The sequence below is a fragment of the Candidatus Halobonum tyrrellensis G22 genome (genome assembly GCF_000495475.1).
Lineage (GTDB): Archaea > Halobacteriota > Halobacteria > Halobacteriales > Haloferacaceae > Halobonum > Halobonum tyrrellense.
Genome location: NZ_ASGZ01000057.1, coordinates 44,321 through 67,798, shown reverse-complemented (window position 1 = coordinate 67,798; position 23,478 = coordinate 44,321). Strand labels below are relative to the sequence as shown.

Sequence of the window (23,478 nt, the reverse complement as noted above, 5' to 3'; positions counted from 1 at the left end):
GTCGACAGCGGGTGCGTGCGGGTCGCTCGCGTTCCGGCTACGACAGGTTTTTATAGAACCGAGAACAATCACCGACCGTCATGTCTCAACGCCAGCGGATGGGCAATCAGCCCATGATCGTACTCTCGGAGGAGAGCCAGCGCACGTCCGGCAAGGACGCGCAGTCGATGAACATCACGGCCGGCAAGGCCGTCGCCGAGTCCGTGCGGACCACGCTCGGTCCGAAGGGGATGGACAAGATGCTCGTGGACTCCTCGGGCGGAGTCGTCGTCACGAACGACGGCGTCACCATCCTGAAGGAGATGGACATCGACCACCCCGCCGCCAACATGATCGTCGAGGTCAGCGAGACCCAGGAGGACGAGGTCGGCGACGGCACCACGACCGCCGTCGTCATCGCCGGGGAACTCCTCGACCAGGCCGAGGAACTCCTCGACTCCGACGTCCACGCGACGACGATCGCTCAGGGGTACCGACAGGCCGCCGAGAAGGCCAAAGAGACCCTCGAAGACAAGGCGATCGACGTCTCCGCGGACGACCGCGACACGCTCGAGAAGATCGCCTCCACCGCGATGACGGGCAAGGGCGCCGAGTCCGCCCGCGACCGTCTCGCGGAGCTCGTGGTCGACGCGGTCCTCGCGGTCCGCGACGACGACGGCAGCATCGACACGGACAACGTCTCCGTCGAGACGGTCGTCGGCGGTAACATCGGCAACTCCGAACTCGTCGAGGGCGTCATCGTCGACAAGGAGCGCGTCAACGAGAACATGCCGTACATGGTCGAGGACGCCAACGTCGCGCTGTACGACGGCGCCCTCGAGGTCAAGGAGACGGAGATCGACGCCGAGGTCAACGTCACCGACCCCGACCAGCTCCAGCAGTTCCTCGACCAGGAGGAGAAGCAGCTCCGCCAGATGGTCGACCAGCTCAAGGACGCGGGCGCGGACGTCGTGTTCGTCGGTGACGGCATCGACGACATGGCCCAGCACTACCTCGCGCAGGAGGGCATCCTCGCGGTGCGGCGCGCGAAGGACTCCGACCTCAAGCGGCTCGCCCGCTCGACGGGCGCCCGCGTGGTCGCCAGCCTCGACGACATCGAGAGCGACGACCTCGGCTTCGCCGGCTCGGTCGGCCAGAAGGACATCGGCGGCGACGAGCGCATCTTCGTCGAGGACGTCGAGGACGCCAAGTCGGTCACGCTCATCCTCCGCGGCGGCACCGAGCACGTCGTCGACGAGGTCGAGCGCGCGGTCGACGACTCGCTCGGCGTCGTGCGGACGACGCTCGACGACGGCCAGGTGCTCCCCGGCGGCGGCGCGCCCGAGGCCGAACTCGCGCTCGAACTCCGCGACTTCGCGGACTCCGTGGGCGGCCGCGAGCAGCTCGCGGTCGAGGCGTTCGCCGACGCGCTGGAGGTCATCCCGCGCACGCTCGCCGAGAACGCCGGTCTCGACCCGATCGACTCGCTGGTCGACCTGCGCTCGCAGCACGACGGCGGCGCGTTCGGCGCCGGTCTCGACGCGTACACCGGCGACATCATCGACATGGAGAGCGAGGGTGTCGTCGAACCGCTCCGCGTGAAGACGCAGGCCATCGAGTCGGCCACCGAGGCGGCGGTCATGATCCTCCGCATCGACGACGTCATCGCCGCGGGCGACCTCAAGGGCGGCGGCTCCGACGACGGCGGCGACGAGGAGATGCCGCCGGGCGGCGGCGGCGGCATGGGCGGCATGGGCGGCATGGGCGGCATGGGCGGCGCGATGTGAAGCAGGCGACGACGTAGCTCACACCACCCACACCGACCTCCCGTCGCACAGCCTCGATCCGAACGTCCGCGAGCCTCCGAGAACTCGCGTTTTTTACGAAGTCCGACGACCGGCGAGCGGCGGCGCCGACCCGACCGTTCAGCCGCCGAACAGTCCGCCGAGCCACAGCACCACGAGGGCCGACTGGACGAACAGCCCCGCGACGAACGCGAGCAGCCGCGCCCGCCGTCCCGCGCCGGGGGCGGGCGTCTCGTCGGAGAGCGCCGCGCGCACCTCGGGTCCGCTCCGTCGCTCGGTTCCCGATCCCCGCTCGCCCCCGACCCGCCCGCCCGTCGCGCCGCGGCTCCCGCCGGTGAGGAACGCGACGGTGAGCACGCCGGCCGCCAGCGTCGACGCCGCGAGGACGCCGACGCCGGGACCGACGCCCACGGCCCAGCCGACGCCGGCGGCGGCGCAGACCCCGACCGCCGGGTAGGCGACGGCGTCGCGGGCGTACCCGAGGTAGCGCGCGCGGCGTCGGTTCACGTCCCCGCCTGCGGGCGGCGCGGGCAAACCCCTTCCCCTTTCCTCCGCCCCGACCCTCCCTCCGGATCCGCGACCGTCGCCGCTTTGCCCCCGCGACGACACCGGCTGGTATGAGCGACTCATCACGGTCCGTAGCCGAGTTCGACCGGGCGGACGCGACGGCGGTCGCGGCCGACCACGCCGCCGCGCTCGACCGCCTCGCGGCCGACCTCGACGGCGGGACGCCGGCCGACGACGGGTCGTGGCGGCCGGTCGTCGCGGGTCCGCTCGTCCGCCCTACCGCCGACGACTACGACGACGCCCGCCGGGTGTGGAACGGGACGGTCGACCGCCACCCCGCGGCGGTCGCGTACGCGGGCGACGCTCGCGACGTGATGCGGGTCGTGGCGGCCGCCCGCGAGACGGGACTGGGCGTCGCGCTCCGGGCGGGCGGCCACTCGGTCGCCGGCACCTCCGTCGCCGACGGCGCCCTCGTCCTCGACTGCTCGCGGCTGGACCGGGTCGCGGTCGACCCGGACGACCGAACCGCGGTCGTCGGCCCGGGAGCGACGTGGGGTGACCTCGACGCCGCGGCGGACGAGTTCGGTCTCGCCACGCCGGGCGGCGTCGACCCCGATACGGGCGTGGCGGGCCTGACGCTCGGCGGCGGGACGGGCTATCTCACCCGCGGGTACGGTCTCGCCTGCGACCGCCTCCGCCGGGTCGACCTCGTGACCGCCGACGGCGACCGGGTCACCGCGGCCGCCGACCGGAACCCCGACCTGTTCCGCGCGCTCCGCGGCGGCGGCGGCAACTTCGGCGCCGCCGTCGAGTTGGAGTTCGACCTCGTTTCCCTGCCGGGTCCGCTCGCGATGTGTGACACCTGGTACCCGTTCGCGGCCGCCGGCGACGTGTTACGGGAGTACCGCGCGCTCACCGCCGACGCCGACCGCGAGACGAACGTCTCGCCGTACGTCGCGCGCGTTCCCGACGACCCCGACTCCGCCTTCCCGGCCGACGCCGCGGGCGACCTCGCGGTCTGCGTCCTCGGCGCGTACGCGGGCGACGCCGACCGCGGGCGCGCGCGCCTCCGACCGTATCGGAACCTGGGGTCGGTCGACCCGCTGTACGACCACGCCGCGACGGTGCCGTACCCCGAACTCCAGTCGTACCTCGCCGACGAGGGCGGCGCGGGCGAGCGCCACTACTGGAAGTCGCTCGCGGTCGACCGCCTGACCGACGGCCTCGTGGACCTCGTACTCGAGCGCTCGCGCGCGCTCCCGAGCGACCGCTCCACCGTCGTCGTCTGGCCGCTCGGCGGCGCGGTGGCGGACCTGTCGCCCGACGAGACCGCGTTCCCGCGGCGGGACGCGAACTACGTCCTCAACTTCGAGGCGGCGTGGAGCGACCCCGCGGCCGACGACCGCCACGTCGCGTGGGCGCGCGAGAGCGTCGCCGCGGTCCGCGAGTCGGGGGGGAGCGGCGTCCTCCCCAACTTCCCGGGGAGCGGCACCGGCGACGACGCGGCGCGGGCGCTGTACCTCGACAACTACGGCTGGCTCCGCGACGTGAAGACCGACCGCGACCCCGAGAACGTGTTCGGGCCGAGCGGGCGTCTCGACCCGCGACCCCGGTAGTCCGCGGTCGACGGCGGCTGACGACGCAGGCCCGCGGTCGAGAGCGGGTCGGCGTCGCTCGCGGCCGGAAACGCCCGCGGACGGCTACGGGGTCACCGACGTATGCGGCGCGACCCGTCGCGCGGCGGGCACGGTCGAGTCGTCGTCCGCGTCGGGCAGGCCGACCGCGATGGTGTGCTCGCCCGGCCCGTACGTCCCGGTCGTCGCGTCGAGGAGTTCCTGCTGGTCGACGGTGTCCACCGAGAACGTCGCGCCGGGCATCGAGTGGACCGCGAGCGACAGCGTCACGTTCGAACAGCCGTCGGCGACCGCGAACGACACCGACGCGGTGCCGTTCTCCTCGACGACGTGCCCGTAGTCGACGCACTCGCGGACCTCCGCGCTCGGCCACGCGGAGCCGCGGTCGGTGACGCCCGCGCCGGCGACGCCGAACGCGAACCGGAGCAGGCGGTCCTGTTTCGCGTACAGGCGGTCGGCCGAGAGGTTCTCGATGGGGTGGCCGGCGACGAAGTCGACTTGGTAGCGGGTCGCCTCGGCACCCGCGACGACGAGGTCAGCCGTCACGCGCTCGTCGGCGGCGAAGACGCCGTGCGTGTACGTCCCCGGGTCGAGCCCGTCGGTGGGGAACTCGAAGGCGACCTGTCTGCTCTCGCCGGGTCCGAGCGTCACCGTCTCGTTCACCCCGACCGGTTCGGGGGTTCCGTCGCCGTCGGCGTCGATCCGGTACTCGACGGTCCACGTCCCCGTCAAGTCGCCCCAGTTCGAGACGTTCGCCTCCGCCGTGACCGTCTCCCCGCGCACGACGACCGACGGCGAGTCGAGCGCGAACACCGACAGGTCGGTCGCGGGCGGGTCGGGCTCTCTCACGTCGAGTTCGAACGTCAGACTGCTGTTCCGGGTGAACACGCCGTGGACGTACGTCCCGGGGTCGAGGTCGGCGGTCGGGTAGTCGAACGCGACCCGCCGGTGTTCACCGCGAGCGAGCGTCACGGTCCGGTTCAGCCCGACCGACTCGGGGGTTCCGTCCCGGTCGACGTCGAACCGGTACTCGACGGTCTGTGTTCCCGTGGCCTCGCCTTCGTTCCATATCGTCGCCGTCGTCGTCAGCGTGTCGCCGCGCACGACGGTCGCGGACGTGCCGGCGGTGGTGACCGTGAAGTTCGTCTCGGGCGGGTCTTCGACCGAGAGTCGCCCCCCTACGCGCTCGTCGTCGGTGAACGCCGCGTACCGGTACTCCCCCCGCTCGACGCCGGCGGTGGGGAACGCGAAGGTGAGGTTCCGCCGCTCGCCGGGCGCGAGCGTCATCGTCTCGTTCAGCCCCACGGGGTCGGGCGTCCCGTCGGCGTCGACGTCGACCCGGAACCCGACGGTCTGGGTGCCCGCGGTCTCGCCGGTGTTCGTGACGTTCATCCGCACCCTCGCGGTCTCGCCGGGCGCCACTCGCCGGGGGACGTCCAGCCTCACGATGTCGAAGAGGGGCGGCGACGGGACGTCGCGGATCGGGTCGACCAACGGGTGGGAGTCGGTGTTGTTCTCGGCCAGTTCGTACGGGGAGTCGCAGAGTCCGTCGCCGTCCGCGTCCTCGCAGGTCCGGCTGAACCCGTCGTCGTCTCCGTAGAAGTTGCCCGCGACGGTGTCGCCGCCGACGACGTTCTCGCCCGGCCGTGGCGTGACGTTCCACCGGTTCGCCCCGACCGACTCGTTCGGGCGCGCCTCGACGGTGACCGGGTCGTCCGCGCGGACCAGGTTGTCGTAGATCAGGTTCGACGCCGACCCGTAGAGACCGATCCCCTCGGACCCGACGCGGTTCCCGCGGACGACGGCGCCGTCGGTGTCGAAGAGGGCGAGTCGGTACGCGGGGTCGTTGTCGACCACCTCACTGTCGTCGCTGTCGACCAGGACGACGCCGCCCGTGTTCGCTCGGACCACCACGGAACTGCTGTTGGCGAACCGGACGGAACCGCGGGAGCGGACCGTGTTGTTCACGAACCGGGTCTCGGGCGCGTCCGTGAAGTTCGCCGGAGGGCTGTAGATGCCGCCGAACGTGCTGTTGTGGACGACCGTCGCGCGCCCGGAGACCCGGAGACCGGGATCGCCGAGGCTGGTGAGGTTCTCGACCCGGTTCCGGTCGCCGGTGATAGACGTAGCGTACCGGATATCGTCGCCGGTTCCCGCGACGCTGTCGACGAGCAAGTTGTCGTCGCCGACGACCTCGAACACCCCCCTCACGCGGGTGACGTTCCGGACGGTGTTGTTCGAGCCGACCACCTCGACGGTCGGCCAGACCCGCGAGGTGAGGTGGACGTCCGCGAGCGTGCTCCGCGAGACGTTCCGGAACGCGACTCCGCGCGTGGTGACCTCGCCCGACCCCAGACTCTCGACGCGGACCGTGACGTTCGTCACCGTGACGTTCGTCAGAGACTCGGTCCCGCCGACCAGCACCGCCGCCGACTCGCGGTACCCGGGCGGCAGCGACGAGGAGTCGTCGGGGGACGTCCGCTCGACCGCGTACCCGTTCCCGTCGAGGGTCACGTCGCTCGCTTCGACGGTGAGACACGTGGAACCCAAGACGCTGAGGTTCGCGCGCAACTCGTACGCGCCCGGTTCGACGATGGTCGTACACGCGGTGACCCCCGTCGGCGCCGCGCTCGCGGTCCCGACCGCGGTCAGGCTCACGCCCGCAGCGGCCGCCGAGACGACGAGGACGACCGACGCCGCGAGTGCGAGCGCGCCGCGCGCCCGGCTCGTGTCGTGTGTCACCATGTCGTAGTCGACGGGAACTCGTCGTATTAACTAGCTAGACTGTTCCTCCGCACCGCGGGCAGTCGGCCGGGTCGACGCTTACCTGTGCATCGTTAACGTACCAACTAGATGAGTCCTACCGTTCGGATGCGTCCGCCGGACGCGGTCGGCGACGGGGACGACGGACGGCGTCACTTCCACGGCGGTCCGAACGGGCACCAGAACTACGGTGTCGAACGTCCCCGAGGGAGTATGGACACCAACGTGCTCGTCACCGGCCCGGCGGGTCCCGTCGGCACCGCCGTCACCGACCACCTCGCGGGCGACGACTCGCCGTACGAGTTCACGCTGCTCGACGTGGAGGAACTCGACGACCCGCCGGCCGGAGCCGAGACGGTCGTCGCGGACGTCCGCGAGTACGACGAGATCCGACCCCACTTCGAGGGACAGGACGCCGTGGTCCACCTCGCGCGGGTGCCCGGGATGGGCGGGTCGGGGGCGCGCGACGTCGGCTGGTCGGAACCGTTCGCCGACAACCTCGAAGGGATCTCCAACGTCTACGAGGCGGCGGTCGACGCCGGACTCGACAGCGTCCTCTGGGCCTCCTCGAACCACGCGGTCGGCATGGTCGAGGTGCGGAACGAACCCGACTGCTATCACGACGGCGAGGTGCTCGCGGGCCACGACGAACCCCACCGCCCCGACTCGCTGTACGGCGTGACGAAGGCGTACGGCGAGGACCTCGGCCGCCTCGCGGCGGAGGCGCACGGCGTGTGCTTTTACGGGCTCCGGATCGGCGCGGTCCGCGACCCCGAGTACGACCACCCGTACGGCGACGCCGAACGCGGCGTCGATCGGGGCGACTGGGAACGGGGGAGCGACGAGTACGACGAGCAGGTCGCGCGGATGAAGGCGCTCTGGCAGTCCCGGCGCGACCTCGCGCATCTGGTCGACCGCTGTCTCCGCGACGAGTCGGTCGAGTGGGACCACTTCTACGGGCTGAGCGGTAACAGCCGACGGTGGCTCGACGACGCCGACCACGCCCGCGAGACCATCGGCTACGAACCCGAAGACGACGGCGAGGAGTGGGACGGGCCGCCGGAGTGAAGAACCTCGCTCGTCGGCCCTCAAACTCTTAAGCTACCATATGTGATATCGGGGAGAGTGGTATTATTTACCATCTAATATCTATCTACGCTCATATGGCCAAGCGAGAAATCGCCCAAGAGATCGGCGAACAAGTCTCGGGGATCGCTGTTGAGGTGGGGAAGGATATAGGAAGCGAAGTGAAGGACGAAGCGAAGAAAGCCGGGAAGGAGGCCGGGCGCGAAGTAGTCAGAGAGACAATCAAAGTAGTTCAGCCGCGCATTGAAGAGGGGGTAAAAGAGTTCATCAACACCCGGATCGGGAAGGAGGAAGAGTAGTGCTGAGCGGAGTTGTGGTGGCTGGCGGCAAATTTCTCGCAAAGGAAGCGGTGAGACAGCTCGCGATAACCACGCTGACCTCTGTTCGTGCCAGCGTCTTTGATGCATCGGAGACAGCCAGCAACAAGGAACAACTATCTGGAAAGGAGGAAGAGCCGAATGTTTCGGTTGACCAGGCAGTAGCGACCGTCCGAGCGCAGGCTGAATCACTCCCCCCACTCTCGGAGACGGAGTGGTCCGAAAAGGAGTTGAATAGTCTTTCTGAGGATTTATTCGCAGAGTACCTATCTAAGTCCATTTATGCAGATGATGACCTCGACGATATAACACCTCTTCATAATATGATTCCTCCGAATGAGTATCAGATCAAATCGGATGAATTCACTGCGTATGTAAGGATACAGAAACGAAATAGCTCCGTGGCCCAACTGAAGTGGTCCAACCTTCAGACAGATATTGCTACCTCATTACAGGCGTTTGAGATAGATCCAACATTTACGATACTATTCACTACGTCTTCGGTGGACGAACTCGACCGGGTTGAGTGTCTGGCCAACTACGGGGTACTGATATTTGATGGCGACACAGTTCGACGACTTCTCACCGATGACGGTCTACTTCCACCGCATCGAAACAAGAGGTAACGGCCAGCGAGGGATTCGAACGACCCGAACGTCGCCCGCCGGCGCTCGCTCGTTCCGTCGTTCAACGCCCGCGCGAGTCTGCTTGCTCGCGGCGCTCGTCGCTCCGCTTGTCGCGCGAGAGTTCGCGAAAACCGGGCGGCGAGGGATTTGAACCACGGTCGTTCCGCTCGCTGGCGCTCGCTCCACTCCCTACCTCAAATCCCTCTTGCAGAACGGCTTCGGTCGCTCACTCCGTTCGCGACACGGAACACGGGCGGCGAGGGATTTGAACCCCCGACCTTTTGGTCCGGAACCAAACGTTCTGTCCGCTGAACTAGCCGCCCTCACGTCCACGTATCACACCTCCCGGGTTAAGCCTTCGGAAAACTCACCTGCCCCTCGCGACCGACCGCTACGGGAGCGGGGAGCGACAGTCCGGCGGCTCGGAGGTCACATCGAGCGGCGACGAATGGTCGAGAAGGAACCGGGGGAGCGGGAGCGAAGCGAACCGCGTCAGGGCGCCTCGCCGGTCTCGATCGAGAAGTCGGCCTTCGGGTACGCGACGCAGGTCAGCGTGTAGCCGTCGTCGAGTTCGGTCTCGTCGAGCATCTGCTGGTTGTCGTGGACGACGTAGTCCTCGGCGTTGCCGCCGGAGGTGATCTGACCGGCACACGAGACGCACTGGCCCTGCCGGCAGGCGTACGGGAGGTCCCAGCCCTCGTCTTCGCCCTGGTCGAGGATCGGCTCGTTGTTGGCGAGTTCGACCGTCTCGCCCTGTTTGGCGAACTCCACCTCGAAGTACTCCACCTCGTCTTCGGGGATGTCCGCGGGACTCGACGACCCGCCGTCGCCGCCCTCCTCGCCCTCTTCGAGTTCGCCCTCCTCGCCGCTCGGGACCGCGCCCGCGGCGGCGCCGCCGCCGATCGCGCGGTTACCGGGTTCGGGGAAGTCCGTCTCGGGCACCGTCGAGGCCCGCCGCTCGAGCACCTCGTTCGAGACGTCCGCGGTCGGCTCCCAGCCGGTCCCGCGGGCGAAGTGCAGGGCGGCGAACCCCAGCGCGAGGCCGGCCCCGAACACGACTGCCACCGGGTCTACCATGAAGCCGGCTACGAAGTGGGGGATAACAAGGGTTGTGATTCCCCCGGCGACCGAGGGCGGGCGACCGCCGACCGGGGGACCGGATGGCGGTCACGCCGTCGAAGCGGCCGCGGGATCCTGCGGGGCTCCGAGCGACGAACAGTCGCCGTCGATACGGCCGGTGTAACTCGACGAACAGTGCCACTGGTCGCCGTCGACGACCCAGACGACGCGCGTTCCGTACGCGTCGAGACCGAGACCACCCCTGGCCCCGCCGCTCGGTTCGACCGCGAGTCGGTAGCGGACGCCGGTTCGACACGTCCCGTTCGTCGGGCCGTCGCTCTCGACGTCGACGTGGACGCGGAAGGTGCTGAGGTCAGCCCCCTCCGGGGACGTCCGCTCGACCCACGCCGAGAGGGTCGCGTTCGCGGTTCGCGTCGGAACGAACCCCTCGGTTTCGTACATTCCGCCGACCCCGCCGGTGTCGAGGTTCGAGGCACAGCCGGCGGCCAACACCTCGAACTCGACGACCCGGAGGTCGGTAGCGCCGGTCCGGTCGGTGACGCCCGGGAGAGCGGTCGCGGCGGGCGCGACGACCGGACCCGCCGCGACGCCGACGATCAGACAACAGCAGGCGACGCCGAGGAGCCGCGGTATCGAACTGGAAGCCACACCGGGGTGTGGCTCACCGTCCCGAAAGCACTGTCGTCCCGCGGCGGCTACTCCGTCCGCTGAACCTCGTGGCGGCCGAACCCGTAGCGCAGGCGGTTCGCCAGCCGCCGGGCGAACCGGTCGTCGCGCGAGCCGAACCGCTCGGCGAGCGCCTGGTACACCAGCGGCATCGGCACCTCCTGTTCGAGCGCCTCCTGTACCGTCCACGTCCCGGTCGACCCGCCCTCGACCCGGTCGGCCACGTCGCCGAGGTCGGTACCCTCCTCGCGGAACGCCTCCTCACAGAGTTCGAGCAGCCACGACCGGATGACGGCGCCGTTGTTCCACGTCCGCGCGACCGACTCCAGGTCGAGGTCGTACTCGCCGCGGTGGAGGAGTTCGAACCCCTCCCCGTACGCCTGCATCAGCGCGTACTCCACGCCGTTGTGGACCATCTTCACGTAGTGACCCGACCCCGCCGGTCCCATCCGGTCGTGACCCTCGGGTCCGGTCGCCACCGCGTCGAAGACGGGCGTCATCGCCTCGTACGCCCACTCGGGGCCGCCCACCATCAGCGAGAAGCCGAGGTCCGCGCCCGCGGGGCCGCCCGAGGTGCCGCAGTCGAGGTACGCCGCCGGGCACGACTCCGCGCGCCGGACCGAGTCGGAGAAGTGGGAGTTGCCGCCGTCGACCACCACGTCCCGGTCGGTGAGGTGGGGTTCGAGCCTCGACAGCGTCGTGTCCACCGCGTCGCCCGCGGGCACCATCATCCAGATCCGCTTGCCCTCGGCGTCGGCGGCGTCGTCGCCGTCGGCGGATTCGCCGACCTCGTCGTCGAGGCGGTCGCAGACGTCGCCGATGGAGTCGGCGGCCATCGCGCCGCTCTCGACGGCCGCGGCGGTCGCCTCGGGGTCGAGGTCGTACGCCACCACGTCGTGACCCGCCGCCAGCACCCGGTCGACCACGATCCGCCCCATCCGGCCGAGACCGACCACGCCGAGTTGCATGCTCATACCCGCCGGGTCGGTGAGGCGGCCCGTAGCCGTTGCGGTTCGGGCGCTCGCCGGCCCCGACGGGAGCGTGTGAGTCGCGAGTCGCGCCGTCACGCCCCCTCGAACTCGTCCTCCCACCGGAAGACGCCGTCCCGTTGGAGGGTCTCGCCGTCGACGAGCAGTCGACCGCCGTCCGACACGTCGGCGATCATGTCGACGTGGACCGCCGAGTCGTTGCCCGCCTCGCCGTCGGGCAGGCAGGCGTCGTACGCCCGGCCGAGCGCGAGGTGGACCGTCCCGCCCATCTTCTCGTCGAACAGGACCGAGTCGGTGAATCGGTCGATGCCGCGGTTCATCCCGACCCCGAGTTCGCCGAGTCGGCGCGCACCCGCGTCGGTGTCGAGCACCGACGCGACGGCCTCCTCGCCCCGGTCGGCCGCGAAGTCGACCACCTCGCCGCCCTCGAAGGTGAGGCTGACGCCCTCGACGCGCCGGGCGTCGATGGTCATCGGCACGTCGAAGTACACCTCGCCCTCGGGGTCGGCGGGCGCGGTGAACACCTCGCCCGACGGCAGGTTGTGCGAGTCGTACGCGACCGACGCCGCGGAGTTGACCGCGGTGCGCCCCTCGATGGACATCGTCAGGTCGGTGCGCTCCGTCTCGATCCGGACCTCGCTCCCCCCGTCGAACGCCTCCTTCACCCGCGCCATCTCGTCGGCCAGCGACTCCCAGTCGCGGAGGACGGCGTCGTAGACGAACTCGCGGTACGCCTCGTAGGACATCCCCGCCCGTTGGGCGGCCGCCCGCGTCGGGTGGACCGTGCTCACCCAGTCGGTGTCCATCCGCGCCTCGCGGACCGCCTCGCCCACACGCCGCGCCGCCCGCCGGGTCCCGTCGGGTACGTCCGCGGTGGCGGCCGTGTTGCGCGACCCCCCGAGGCGCAACACCGCGTCGGCGGTCTCGTACAGCGCGAGTTCGTGCTCCGGCGTCGCGAACTCGCCGTCGTGCGCGCGGAGGTACGCCCGGTCCATCTCCGCGGAGTCGTACGTCGTGACGACGTTCGCGCCGACCGCGCCGAGTTCGGCCGCGACCGCCACCCCGAGGTCGTGTGCGCCCTCGCCGACGCTCACGACCACGTCGTCGCCCGCCTCGACCCGTGCGCTCCACCCCACGAGCACCGCCGCGTGCTCCCGTACGCGCTCGTCCATACCCGCGGGTCGGCGTGCCGGCCGGTAAACCCGCCGGTCGCGGCGGTCGTCGGTCGGTTCCGTCGGGCGTCCCCGCGTCCGCTACGACGCCGGCGCGTGGACCGCGTCGAGTTGGCCCGCTGTCGGCGCGTTCGTGATCACCACGGTCCGCCCGCGCCGCTCCACTCGGAACGCGTCGGCGAACGGCCCGTCGGGCACCTCGAACACGCCCGCGCGCACCCGCTCGGCGCCGAGCGACCGGAGCGTCGCGCGGTAGCCGTCGGCGAACTCGGTCGCGTCGGCCGCGGTGTCCCACCGGAGCGCCCAGACGTAGCCGTACTCGGCCGACTCGCCCGTCCCGCTGCGGTAGGGGACGAGTCGGTCGCCCGCCCACCCGGTCGACAGCGGGTGGGAGTAGTTGTACGGCGAGTAGGCGACGTCGTCAGTCCGGAGGTGCGACCGGTTTATCGTCGCCTGCGCCCGGAACATGGCGTACACGCCGGTCTCGCCCAGCCGCTCGGTGGTCCGCGGCAGGTCGAACCGCGACCAGCCCGCGGCCGAGCGGTCGGCGACCGACACCGCCGCCACCCCCTCCTCCGGGTAGCGCTCGGGGTGGATCGTCTGTTCGGTGCTCGCGGGGGGGTCGGCGTACGCCTCGTTCACCGCTGCCCACCCGCCGCGCTCGCGCAGACGGTGGACGAACCCCGGCCCGTCGGCGTACGGCTGGTAGATGTACGTGAACAGCCCCCGGTCGACCGAAGCGGTCGAGCCGTCGGAGCCGTTCGAGTTGTCCGCATCGGCCGACGCGGGCGTCGCGATACACGACCAGTTCGCCTCACAGCGCTGTTCGTACAGCGTCTCGACGTAGCGCGCGTCGCCCTCGGTCAGCCCGTCGTGTGCGAGGGCGGCGTCGCGCGACCCCGCGCCGGCGATCCCGAACCGCTGGTCTTGAAGCGCGTGGACGAGTTCGTGCGCGAGCGTCCCGCGGTCCATCGACGGCCGCGCCGAATCGGAGACCACCACGATCCGGTCGTTCGCGGGCGTGTAGTAGCCCGCGACCGACCCGCCGTAGAGCGCGTCGAACGCGCCGCTCACGTTCTCCCCCTCGCCGACCACGAGGGCGGCCTCCCACACCTGGTTGTGCCAGGCGTGGTACGCGCCCGACCGCCCGCCGGTGAACACCGAACGGGTGCGGTACTCCTCGCGGCCGATCACCTCCACGGGCACCCGCCGGTCGAACTCCAGGCCGCGTATCCGCTCGACGCGCGCCATCGTCCGCGCGACGAACAGCCGACGCTCGCGCGCGGTCAGCCCGTCCGACTGGTCGACGTCGATGCTCTCGTTGTACCAGACGCCGTCCTCGAAACCGATCCGGTCGGTCGCCGGGTCCTCGGGCCACTGCCACCCGTCGCGGAGCGACGGCTGGGCCGCGGGGGCGGCACAGCCCGCGAGGACGAACAGGAGCGCCGCCGCGACGGCTGCGGCTGCGTGTCGCACGGACGACTCGACGGGAGCGGACGGAAAAGCGTTGTCGGCGTATCGTCGGGGCCGCGGGGCGGCGCGTCCGCGGCGTCCGCGTTCCGGCGGCGTCCGTGCGGGAGGTCGGTCTCGTGTCGGTCCGACGCTCAGCGGAAGCGCGCGAGCAGGCCCGCGAGCGCGACCGCAAGCGCCGCGACGGCGAACCCGAACCCGGCGCCGGTCGTGGTCGTCTCGGCTCCGGTCGGCGTCTCGCTGGTCGTCGGGTCGGCGGTCGTGGTCGGCTCCGTCTCCGTCGGCTCCCGGGTCGCCGTGTCGTCCGCCGCGGTCGTCTCCGTCTCCGTCGGCTCTCGGGTGGTCGTCGTCGCGTTCGTCGGCGAGAGCGACGGCCGGATGTCGCTCACCGCCGCGGCGTCGGGGCCGTTGACGACCGTGACGCGGGTGCCGTTCTGCTCGATGGCGAACGTGTCGGCGAACGAGCCGTCGGGTATCTCGTAGTACCCCTCTTCGGTCTCCTCGACGTCGTGAGCGTCGAGTATCCGCACGTACGTCTCCCGGAACTCGGTCGCGTCCGACTCGGTGTCCCACTCGGTCACCCAGACGTAGCCGTGCCCCGCGTCCTCGCCCGTCCCGTTGTGGTACGGGAACACCCGGTCGTTCCCCCACCCCGCCGAGGGCGCGGCGTCGTAGTTGTACGCGTCGTACTCGGAGGTGGTCTCGAACAGCCCCGACGGGTTCACCGTGTCCGCGCCGTACTCGCGCGCCTGGTACCAGAACATCGCGTAGATCGACGCCTCACCCGCCGTGTCGGAGCCGTTCTCGCCGAGGCTCGAGTAGGTCTGCCAGCCGTCGCGCGCCGTGCTGTTGAACGCGATGGGAACCGGCTCCTCGTCGGTCACGTGGATGACCTGCTCGGTCGAGTTCGGGGGGTTGCGGAACCGCCGTTCGAACCCGTCCCACCCCCTCTCCTCGACGACGTCGGCGACGTACACCGGCCCGTCGGAGTAGGGGTTGAAGATGGTGAGGTAGACGCCGAGGTTGAAGTCGGCGCCGCTCCCGCTCCCGCCCGACTCGGCCGGTTTGACGCACGACCACTCGTCGCCACAGCGCTGGGAGTAGCGCGCCTCGATGTAGTTGGCCTCGCCCTCGACGACCCCGTCGACCGCGAGTTCGCCGTCCTGGGTGTCGGCGCGGTAGGCGGCGTCGGTCAGGTCGTACCGCTGGTCTTGGAGCGCGTGGACGAGTTCGTGGACCAGCGTGGCGTTGTTGACCGTCGGCGTGTCGGGGTCGTCCGTGATCACCTTGATCTCGTCGTCGACCGGCGAGTAGTAGCCCGCGACCGACGACCCGGTGGTCTCGCCGAGCGCGGACGACGACCCGGTCGACTCGCCGACGATGAACAGCGCCTCCCACACCTGGTCGTTCCAGTGGTCGAACTCGGTCGTGTTCGTCGACTCCGACCCGGAGCTATTCCGGTACTCGTCGCGGGAGATGACCTCGACCGGGACGGTCTGGTTGAACTCCGCCTCGCGGAGGTACTCGACGCGCGCCATCGACCGCGCGACGAACGCCTCGGTCTCCGCCTCCGAGAGACCGTCCGACTGGTCGACATCGATGCTCTCGTTGTACCAGTAGCCGTTCTCCCAGCCGATCACGTCCTCCTCGGGGTCGTCCGGCGCGTTTACCTGTGGCGCCTCACCCGCCGACGCCGTCGCGACCGCGGCGGACCCGTTCGCGGACACCGACGCCGCGAGCGCCGCGGGGAACGTCGCCGAGAGAACCAGCGAGACGACGACGACGAACGAGAGGGCACGTACCACCGAACGGGACGGGGCCGAGCGTCGCATATCCGCGAATGGCACCGGGGGTGTAAGTACCTTGTCCGACGGGCGTGCGATGGTGGTACGCCGACCGCAGCGTCGTCGCGTGCGTCGGACGACGACCCCAAGGCCGTCGACCGGGGAGCGTCGTCGCGGACCGCCCGCCCGCACTCACCATGCCGGACGCACGGACGTTTACGGGAGCGGCCGACGTACGCCCGCGTATGTCCGACGCAGCGTCGCCCCCCGCGGCGTTCGACCCCGACCGCACCGCCGTCGTCGTCGTCGACATGCAGAACGGGTTCTGTCACCCCGACGGGAGCCTCCACGCGCCCGCGAGCGAAGCCGCTATCGACCCGGTCGCCGCGCTCGTCGGCCGGGCGCACGACGCCGGCACCCCCGTGATATACACCCGCGACGTCCACCCGCCCGGGCAGTTCGACGACACCCACTACTACGACGAGTTCGAGCGGTGGGGGGAACACGTCGTGGAAGGTACGTGGGAGGCGGACCTCGTCGACGACCTCCCGACCGACGACGCGGCCCACGTCGTCGAGAAACACACGTACGACGCCTTCTACCGCACCGACCTCGACGGCTGGCTCGACAGCCACGGGGTCGACGACCTCCTGATCTGCGGCACGCTCGCCAACGTCTGCGTCCTCCACACCGCCGGCTCCGCGGGTCTCCGCGACTACCGACCCGTGGTGGTCGCGGACGCCCTCGGCTACATCGAGGCGGACCACCGGGCGTACGCGGTCGACCACGCCGACTGGCTGTTTGGCGAGACGACGACGCTCGACGAGGTTCGGTTCGAGTAGCGCGGGACGGCCGAGGGTTCAAACGGGAGGGGGCGACCACCGACCGCGTGCGCTGACTCCCGCCGCGGGGCGCGCCGCCGTAGTGCGACGCCCGCGCCCCGCGTGGAACCGCGTTTCGAGGCGGACGGATCGACGGCGTCGCCGTGTCAGCCCCCGAGAACCGCGGACCGACCGGCCCCCGCTCACTCCTCGGAGTCGGCCCTCGACTCGGAGTCGCCCCCCGACTCGGCGTCGAACCCCTCGGGGAGGAGGTTCTCCGGGTCGCGGTGGGTGAACACCACCCGCCGGTCGTCGTCGAGCGGCCGGACGTACGTCCGCATCTCGCCCGCCTCGGCCGCCCGCCGGAGCATCGTCCGCGCCTCCGAGCGGGCGTAGTACAGCGGGAAGACGACCGCCGCTCCCGCCTCGGCGGCCGTCATCGCGACGACGAGGAACACCACGTCCGCCTCCTCCGCGCGGTAGGCGTCGTACCCGTCGAACGTCGCGTCCGCGACGAGGTCCTCTACCGCGTCGAACTCGTCGTTCGGGACGAGCACGTCGAGACCGACCCGGTCGGACTCCGCGTCGGCCGACGCCGTCGGGAGCGCGGTCACGTCGCCCGGGTGGAGCGTCACCACCTCCCAGCCGGCGTCGCGGTACTCCGCCGCCGTCGCCTCCGTCTCGTCCGTGACCTCCTCCCAGAACTCCTCGACGCCAACGAGCGGGTGACTGCCGGCCATACGCGTCGTCGCGTCGCCGCGGAGGAAAAGCCGTCGTCCCCGGCGCCGCGGGGACGGACCGTCCGACTACCGACCGCCGGGCGCCGACCGGACGTTCTCGCCGACCGGGTCGCCGAACGCCTCGTCGTCGCCGCGGCCGTCGTAGGCGACGCGCCCGCGGACCAGCGTCAGCGACGGGAACACGCCGTCGCGCCCCTCGAACGGCGTCCACCCGCAGTTGGAGTGGAGGTCGGAACCGCGTATCGGCCGGGGATCGTCGAGGTCCACGAGCACCAGGTCGGCGTCCCGGCCCGTCTCGACCCGGCCCTTCCGCGGCAGGTCGAACACGTCGGCGGGGGTCGCGGCGGTCAGGTCGCGCACCCGCTCGACCCCGAGACGGCCCTCGCGCGCCTCGTTCAACAGCAGCGGCAGCATCGTCTCCACGCCGGGGACGCCCGACGGCGCGCTCCAGACGTCGGCGTCCTTCTCGGCGCGCGTGTGGGGCGCGTGGTCGGTGGCGACGATGTCGACGGTGCCGTCGGCGACCCGGTCGAACAGCGCCTCCCGGCGCGCTTCGTCGCGCAACGGCGGGTTCATCCGGCCGAGCGTTCCGAGTTCGCTCAGGTCGTCCCGCGAGAGCAGCAGGTGGTGCGGCGTCACCTCGCAGGTGGCGCCGCCCGCGCTCGCCGCGTCGACTCCCTCGGGCGTCGAGGTGTGGGCGATGTGGACGTCCGCGGCCGCGTCCGAACTGACGTCGAGCGCGTGTTCCACCGCCGCCGCCTCCGCCTCGGGGGTGCGGTAGGCGCTCCACGCGTCGGCGTCGTCGCCGTCGCGCGCGGACTGGTCGAACAGGTCGGCGTCCTCGGCGTGGACGGTCACCGTGACGCCCTCGGCGCCCGCGCGTTCGACGGCGTCGGCGAACAGGTCCGCCTCGATACCCATCTCGCCGGTCGAGTCGGCGAGGAACACCTCACCGAGCGCGAACAGCGGCCGGTCGAACAGCGAGTCGGGGTCCCACTCGGGCGTGACGCCGCCGTTGATACCGTAGTCGACCAGCGAGTCGGCGGCCAGACCGGCCTTGTCGTCGAACGCCGCGCCGGTCACCGTCGGCGGGTCGGTGTTCGGCTGGTCGACCACCGTGGTCACGCCGCCCGCGGCGGCCGACCGCGAACCGGTGGTCCAGTCCTCCTTGTGGGGGTAGCCGGGCACCCGGAAGTGGACGTGCGCGTCGACGGCGCCCGGGAGGAGGTGGTGTCCCCCGACGTCGACGACCCGTTCGTCGCCGTTCGGGTCGAGCCCCGACTCGACGGCGGCTATCTCCCCGCCGTCGACCCGGACGTCCCGGACCCGCCCGTCCGCGAGCGTGGCGTCTCGAAAGAGCATCTGTCTCTACCCGCCGCTCGCCGCGACGGGCCGTAAGTGTCGCGGGTCGCGGCGGCCGTACGCAGCCGCCGGTGTCGCCCGCGTGGTCCCGCCGGGCGCCACCTCACCCGTCGGACGCCGTCTCGTCGCCGCCGTCGCTGCTGTCGCCGCCGGCACCGCTGTCGCCGTCGACACCAGCCGCCGACCCCTCGCTCGCGTCGAGCGGAACCTCGCGTACGTCCGCCCGCTCGACCGTCCGCCCGGCGACGAACGCGCGTTCGATAGCGTCGCGGACCCGCTCCGGCTTCCGGGGGCCGCCGGCGTCCGCGACCGAGTCCACGGAGTCGGGGTCGAGCGGGACGCCGAGCGCGCCGTACACCGGCACCAGCACGTCCCGGAGCGCCGCCCGCTCGGCGACGACGACGCAGCCCGCGACCAGCGCCGCCCCTCGCCGCACCCGCTGGGCGACGCCCGCGACCTTCCCGCCGCCGACCGCACGGACCGAGTGGGCGCCCGGACAGAACGAGTCGGGCGGCTCGCCCGCGGCCACGTCGGCGCCGACGCCCGCGAGCGCGTCGACGAGCGTGTCGACCGCCGCCGTGTAACGGTCGTCCAGCCCCGACCGCGGGTCGGCGAGCGGGACCGCGTGCGCGAACGCCAGCGTCGTTCCGGCGTACGCCACCGCGCGCCCGCCGACCGAGCGCTCGACCGGCGGGAACCCCCGCTCGCGCGCCGCCCGCTTCGCGCGCTCGTAGCCGGGTTCGGTCGCGTCCCGCCGACCGAACGCGAGTTGTCTGCCCGGCGCCCAGACGCGCAGCGCCGGGACGCCCGTCCCCGCGGCCGCCGCGAGCACCGCGGCCGTGGCTTTCAGGTCGGCGTCGCGGGTCGCCCGCCGGCCGCGGTACACCCGGATCACGGCCGCGGGTCGGACCCGCGGAGCCTAAGCGCTTCCGTCCCCCACCGGACGCATGGACGACCGGACGGCCGCGAGCGGGCCGACCGACGCCACGGACGGCGGTCGTGGAGCCGGTGCCGGGGGGTCCGACGCGGCGGACGCGACCGTCGGGGACGCGTCGGCCGGCGCCGACCCGGTCGGGCTCCCGGCCGACGCGCTCGCGCCGTTCCCCCGCTTCTCGCTGTACAACTCGCCGTACCCCGCTCACGACCGCGGGCGCGCGGTCGACCTCTACCCGACCGACGGGGTGGGCCACTCGCCGGTCGCGGGCGAGGTGCTCGACACGCGGACGGTGCGGTGTCCCGACCGGTCGTACGCGGTCGACCACGACCACCTGATCCTGCTCGACGCGGGCGCGTACACCGCTCGGGTGCTCCACGTCGACCCCGCGGTGTCGGCGGGCGACCGGGTCGGCGTCGGCGACCCGCTGGGCGAGACGGTGCGTTCGGGCTTCTTCGGCGCGTGGGTCGACGACCACGTCCACGTCGAGTTCCGCGACCCGGCTCTCGACCCGTACCGCGCGTCGGGGTCGCTCCCGCTCGCGGTCGACGTACCCGTCCGGCCGGTCGCGTGGGACGGCCGGGGGACCGTCGTGGAGACGGGCGACAGCTACGCCCTGCTCGACGCGCCGGGTCCCGACGGGGCGGCGAGCGACGCCGACCCGGCGTACGCCGCGCTGGCGTCGGCCGACGGCCGCCCGCTCGACGGCGGCCTCGCCCACTACGGCACCGGCGGGACGTTCGGGCCGCCCGCGGCGTCGGACCGCGAGGCGGCCGGCGGGGACGGCCCGGCCGGTTCGGAGCCCGACGGCGTCGAACTCCTCGGCGAACGGGTCGGAACCGCCGACGGACGCGACGTGGCGTGGGGGGACGTCGCGGTGTGTGCGAACGGCGAGCGGGTCACGGGGCTGTCGCTGTTCGCCGCGCGCGGCGACTGGGGGACGAAACTCGTCACGCGCCCGGAGGCGGGCGACCCGGAGTTCGCGGTCGGCGACGAGGTCCGGGTGTCGGTCGAGCGGGTCGACGACCCGGTTCGACTGGCGTGAGACGGCGTTACGCCAGCAGGAACGCCCCCAGCAGGACGCCCCCGAGACCGGCCGCGACCCCGGCGAGCGAGGTCCGCGCCATCCGGTAGAGCGTCGCCCCGGGCGGTCGGTCGGAGACGACCACCGGGTCGACGCCCGCCCCGTCGGCGCGCCCCACGACCGTCACCTCGTCGCCCGGCGACGCCCGGCGTTCGGTGTACCGGCGCGTCCCGAGCGAGAGCGCGCGGGCGAGCGGTGCGAGCGGGCGGGGCGGGTCGCGCCAGACGGTCGAGGCGGGGACGGCCGTCACGGCGCGTTCGCACCGGGCGACCCGTTCGGGCGGGTCGTCGTCCGGGCCGACCGTCGCGACGGTCCGTTCGTCGAGCACGACCGACCCCGCGGGCGCGGTGACGGGGACGGCCGCGGCCGCCGTCCGCACGCGGAACCCGTCGCCGCCGGCGGTCTCGTGGACGGTCACGTACCACGGGAGCAGGACGGGCGAGAGTCGGCGCTCCTCGACGGCGTACCGGAGCGCGACGCAGTCGACGCCGCTGAACGGCGCGACGAGCGGGTCGGCGTCGCCGCGGCGGGTCTCGCCCGCGACGCGGACGAGCGTCCCGTCGGCGACGCCGTCGAGCGAGTCCGCGTCGCTCGCACGAACCACCGCGCTCGCGCGCCAGACGTACCGGGCGCAGACGGCGAGGACGACGGCGCCGACGAGGACCATCGCGGCGCCGAACGGCACGGCGGGGTCGGACTGGAGCGCGGGGAGGGACACACCTCGGGTGGGCCGACGGGGGAGGTAAAACCCCGGTCCCGCCCGCCTCGCCCGCGCTGGCCCCCCGCCCCCCGGCTCAGACGAACCGGATCCCGCCTTCGCTGTCGAGCACGCGCCGGACCGACCCCCACAGCGACACGAGCGTGTAGTCGCCGGTCACCCCCTCGATGTCGCTCTCGCGGGTTATCTCCAGGTCGAACCCCTCGCCCGACGCGGAGATGACGTGGGTCGCCCCCTCAGCCTCGGGGTCGGCGACGAGTCTCGACCGGGTGTCGTCCAGCCCGAGCGACGCGAGCGCGACCGCGGCGTGGGAGTTGAAGTTGCGGGGGAACCGCTCGCAGAGGCCGCGCGTCGGTCCCTCGTAGATGACGGTCCGGCCGTCGACGTCGTCGGGCGAGCCGTCGGTGTAGCTCCAGTCGAGGTGGTCGGGCGCCTTCGTCGCGTCGACGGCCACCGAGTCGAGTTCGTCGCGGGCGTCGTAGAGGCCGTCGATGCCGAGCAGCGCCGCGTGCGGCAGGTACACCCGGGTGCCGTTGGCCGCCGCCGCGTCGGTCAGCCGCGCCTCGACGTCGGGGTCGACGAACGCCGACCCCGACAGCACCAGCAGGTCGGCGGCTTCGAGCGCTCGCTCCCCCAACTCGCCGACCGCGGCGGGGGTCGCCCCCTCGACCACGAGGTCGACCGGGCGGTCGGTCAGAACCGCCGGGTCCGTCGTCTCCACGCCGTCCGGGAGGTCGCCGGTCGGCGTCCGCACGAGGACGTACTCGACCTCGAAGTCGGGCGCGTCCGCGACGTACGCCGCGAGCGCGCGGTTGATCCGCCCGTACCCGACCAGCCCCAGCGTGTGCGGCCGTGACACACACACGGGTTTCCGGCGGGCGGCTTAGCCGTGTCGCCTACGTGCCGCCGGCGCGTCGTCGGTACCCGCCCGCGACCGTGCGCCGGCGGACGTGCGTCGGCCAGGGACCGCTTTTGTCGGTCCGCGCCCATCTCGTCCCTCATGGACCGCCGTCTCCGACTCGTCGTCGTCGTCCTGGTCGCCGTCGCTCTCGTCGCGGTCGGGGCGTTCGGGGTCGCCGTCTACGGGTTCCTCCGGCCGAACCCCGACTCGTACGCCCACACCTACGAGTACCGCGCGTACGTCCAGCCGACCGCGACGCTGTCGAACGTCACGCTGTACCTCCCGTTACCCGTCGAAAACGGCACCAGCCCCGCGGGCGACGCGCTCGCGGGCGGGTCGGCCGCGGTGACCGACGCGCCGCCCGACTGGGAGTTCGCCGTCGAGAACACCACCTACGGGCCGATGCTCGCGTTGCGGTTCGACGAGTTGGAGCCGAACTACGACACCCGCCCGCCGCCCCGTCCCCTCACCCCCGGCGAGGGGACGGCGACCCCCGGACTCGGACCCGCGAGCGGGACCGGAACCCGAACGCCGGTCACGACGCTCGACTACTACCTCGTCGGGGTGCGGTGGGCGAGCGACGACCCGGTCGACACCCGCGACCCGGCGGGGAGCGAGCCGGTGCTGTCGCCGCGGCTGAACGCGACGACCGTGGAGTGTGGCGAGTTGGAGGCGCCGGGCGCCACCTGCCGGCGGTTCGGCACGCGGTACTTCCTCTCGTACGACGCGCCCGCGAACGCGACCGCCGACCTGCTCGTGACCTACGAGGGGCGCAACGAGTGGTTCGCCGGCGGCTGGACGGGCAACTCCTTCGAGGAGTCGGCCGGCGTCGCGGTCCGCGGCGGCGGTCCCGGGTGGGTCGCCGCGACGGGCAACGAGACGGTCGGCGTCGGGGCGTACCGCGGCGCGCCCGACCCGGCGGTCGTCGCCGGCGGCGCGGACGCGGTCGGCGGGACGGACGCCGCCCACGGCGCGAGCGCCGCCCGCGAGGCGGCCGTCGACGGTCCCGGGAGCTAGCGGCGGCGCGTACGCCCCGGAGC

21 protein-coding genes and 1 tRNA gene are annotated in these 23,478 nt (G+C 72.1%); 8 read left to right on the top strand and 14 right to left on the bottom strand.

Features of this window, described 5'->3' with window-relative positions; all coding sequences use genetic code 11:
- Positions 1–113: 113 nt before the first annotated feature.
- The gene (gene thsA / locus K933_RS13660) at positions 114–1,766 is read left to right on the top strand and encodes a thermosome subunit alpha (protein WP_049947879.1); all 1,653 of its coding nucleotides are present in this window, start codon (positions 114–116) and stop codon (positions 1,764–1,766) included.
- 138 nt (positions 1,767–1,904) lie between these two features.
- On the opposite strand, the gene K933_RS13655 is transcribed toward thsA, so the two are convergent.
- Entirely contained in the window at positions 1,905–2,291 is a 387-nt protein-coding gene (locus K933_RS13655; protein ID WP_023395331.1) for a hypothetical protein, read from the bottom strand.
- Positions 2,292–2,401: 110 nt separating this feature from the next.
- Between K933_RS13655 and K933_RS13650 the strand changes: the two genes are divergently transcribed.
- The gene (locus tag K933_RS13650) at positions 2,402–3,907 is read left to right on the top strand and encodes an FAD-binding oxidoreductase (RefSeq protein WP_023395330.1); all 1,506 of its coding nucleotides are present in this window, start codon (positions 2,402–2,404) and stop codon (positions 3,905–3,907) included.
- Positions 3,908–3,991: 84 nt separating this feature from the next.
- Here the strand turns inward: K933_RS13650 and K933_RS13645 are convergent, their stop codons facing one another.
- A complete protein-coding gene (locus K933_RS13645; protein ID WP_023395329.1) occupies positions 3,992–6,670 on the bottom strand; it encodes a NosD domain-containing protein in 2,679 nt (892 codons plus the stop codon).
- 231 nt (positions 6,671–6,901) lie between these two features.
- Between K933_RS13645 and K933_RS13640 the strand changes: the two genes are divergently transcribed.
- The 3 genes from K933_RS13640 to K933_RS18030 all read left to right on the top strand — a co-directional run bounded on the left by K933_RS13640 (position 6,902) and on the right by K933_RS18030 (position 8,717).
- Positions 6,902–7,756 carry an NAD-dependent epimerase/dehydratase family protein gene (locus K933_RS13640; protein ID WP_023395328.1) on the top strand — a complete coding sequence of 285 codons (855 nt, stop codon included), beginning with the start codon at positions 6,902–6,904 and terminating at the stop codon, positions 7,754–7,756.
- Positions 7,757–7,851: 95 nt separating this feature from the next.
- Entirely contained in the window at positions 7,852–8,073 is a 222-nt protein-coding gene (locus tag K933_RS13635) for a hypothetical protein (RefSeq protein WP_049947878.1), read from the top strand.
- A complete protein-coding gene (locus K933_RS18030; protein ID WP_152529836.1) occupies positions 8,073–8,717 on the top strand; it encodes a hypothetical protein in 645 nt (214 codons plus the stop codon). Before K933_RS13635 ends, K933_RS18030 begins: the two co-directional genes overlap by 1 nt.
- Before the next feature lie 250 nt (positions 8,718–8,967).
- Here the strand turns inward: K933_RS18030 and K933_RS13630 are convergent.
- The 7 genes from K933_RS13630 to K933_RS13600 form a co-directional block, all read right to left on the bottom strand.
- Positions 8,968–9,040: transfer RNA gene (locus K933_RS13630), tRNA-Arg, on the bottom strand.
- 169 nt (positions 9,041–9,209) lie between these two features.
- Positions 9,210–9,794 (bottom strand): 2Fe-2S iron-sulfur cluster-binding protein, encoded by a 585-nt coding sequence (locus K933_RS13625; RefSeq protein WP_023395327.1) that lies wholly within the window; start codon positions 9,792–9,794, stop codon positions 9,210–9,212.
- Between the two features lie 90 nt (positions 9,795–9,884).
- Positions 9,885–10,445, bottom strand: a complete 561-nt coding sequence (locus K933_RS13620) for a hypothetical protein (protein ID WP_023395326.1) — start codon at positions 10,443–10,445, stop codon at positions 9,885–9,887.
- Between the two features lie 47 nt (positions 10,446–10,492).
- Positions 10,493–11,431, bottom strand: coding sequence for a decarboxylating 6-phosphogluconate dehydrogenase (locus K933_RS13615; RefSeq protein WP_023395325.1), 939 nt, complete (start codon positions 11,429–11,431; stop codon positions 10,493–10,495).
- Positions 11,432–11,526: 95 nt separating this feature from the next.
- Positions 11,527–12,624: an aminopeptidase gene (locus K933_RS13610; RefSeq protein ID WP_023395324.1), complete on the bottom strand. Its 1,098-nt coding sequence runs from the start codon at positions 12,622–12,624 to the stop codon at positions 11,527–11,529.
- Positions 12,625–12,705: 81 nt separating this feature from the next.
- Entirely contained in the window at positions 12,706–14,100 is a 1,395-nt protein-coding gene (locus tag K933_RS13605) for an Hvo_1808 family surface protein (protein WP_023395323.1), read from the bottom strand.
- A 128-nt stretch (positions 14,101–14,228) separates the two neighbouring features.
- Positions 14,229–15,899 carry an Hvo_1808 family surface protein gene (locus K933_RS13600; RefSeq protein WP_023395322.1) on the bottom strand — a complete coding sequence of 557 codons (1,671 nt, stop codon included), beginning with the start codon at positions 15,897–15,899 and terminating at the stop codon, positions 14,229–14,231.
- Between the two features lie 224 nt (positions 15,900–16,123).
- On the opposite strand from K933_RS13600, the gene K933_RS13595 reads away from it, so the two are divergent.
- Positions 16,124–16,720, top strand: coding sequence for a cysteine hydrolase family protein (locus K933_RS13595; RefSeq protein WP_023395321.1), 597 nt, complete (start codon positions 16,124–16,126; stop codon positions 16,718–16,720).
- Positions 16,721–16,902: 182 nt separating this feature from the next.
- On the opposite strand, the gene K933_RS13590 is transcribed toward K933_RS13595, so the two are convergent.
- From K933_RS13590 to K933_RS13580, 3 genes are all read right to left on the bottom strand, one after another.
- Positions 16,903–17,439 (bottom strand): DUF7529 family protein, encoded by a 537-nt coding sequence (locus K933_RS13590; protein WP_023395320.1) that lies wholly within the window; start codon positions 17,437–17,439, stop codon positions 16,903–16,905.
- Positions 17,440–17,505: 66 nt separating this feature from the next.
- On the bottom strand, positions 17,506–18,801 hold the full coding sequence (locus K933_RS13585; protein ID WP_023395319.1) for a dihydroorotase: 1,296 nt from the start codon (positions 18,799–18,801) through the stop codon (positions 17,506–17,508).
- Positions 18,802–18,904: 103 nt separating this feature from the next.
- A complete protein-coding gene (locus K933_RS13580) occupies positions 18,905–19,693 on the bottom strand; it encodes a lipoate--protein ligase family protein (protein ID WP_235063451.1) in 789 nt (262 codons plus the stop codon).
- A gap of 55 nt (positions 19,694–19,748) precedes the next feature.
- On the opposite strand from K933_RS13580, the gene K933_RS13575 reads away from it, so the two are divergent.
- Positions 19,749–20,780: a hypothetical protein gene (locus K933_RS13575; protein ID WP_023395317.1), complete on the top strand. Its 1,032-nt coding sequence runs from the start codon at positions 19,749–19,751 to the stop codon at positions 20,778–20,780.
- Between the two features lie 7 nt (positions 20,781–20,787).
- Here the strand turns inward: K933_RS13575 and K933_RS13570 are convergent, their stop codons facing one another.
- Together K933_RS13570 and K933_RS13565 are read right to left on the bottom strand one after the other, a co-directional pair.
- Positions 20,788–21,537: a hypothetical protein gene (locus K933_RS13570; RefSeq protein WP_023395316.1), complete on the bottom strand. Its 750-nt coding sequence runs from the start codon at positions 21,535–21,537 to the stop codon at positions 20,788–20,790.
- Positions 21,538–21,613: 76 nt separating this feature from the next.
- Positions 21,614–22,396, bottom strand: coding sequence for an aspartate dehydrogenase domain-containing protein (locus tag K933_RS13565; protein WP_023395315.1), 783 nt, complete (start codon positions 22,394–22,396; stop codon positions 21,614–21,616).
- 141 nt (positions 22,397–22,537) lie between these two features.
- Between K933_RS13565 and K933_RS13560 the strand changes: the two genes are divergently transcribed.
- Positions 22,538–23,455, top strand: coding sequence for a hypothetical protein (locus K933_RS13560; RefSeq protein ID WP_023395314.1), 918 nt, complete (start codon positions 22,538–22,540; stop codon positions 23,453–23,455).
- Positions 23,456–23,478: the final 23 nt, after the last annotated feature.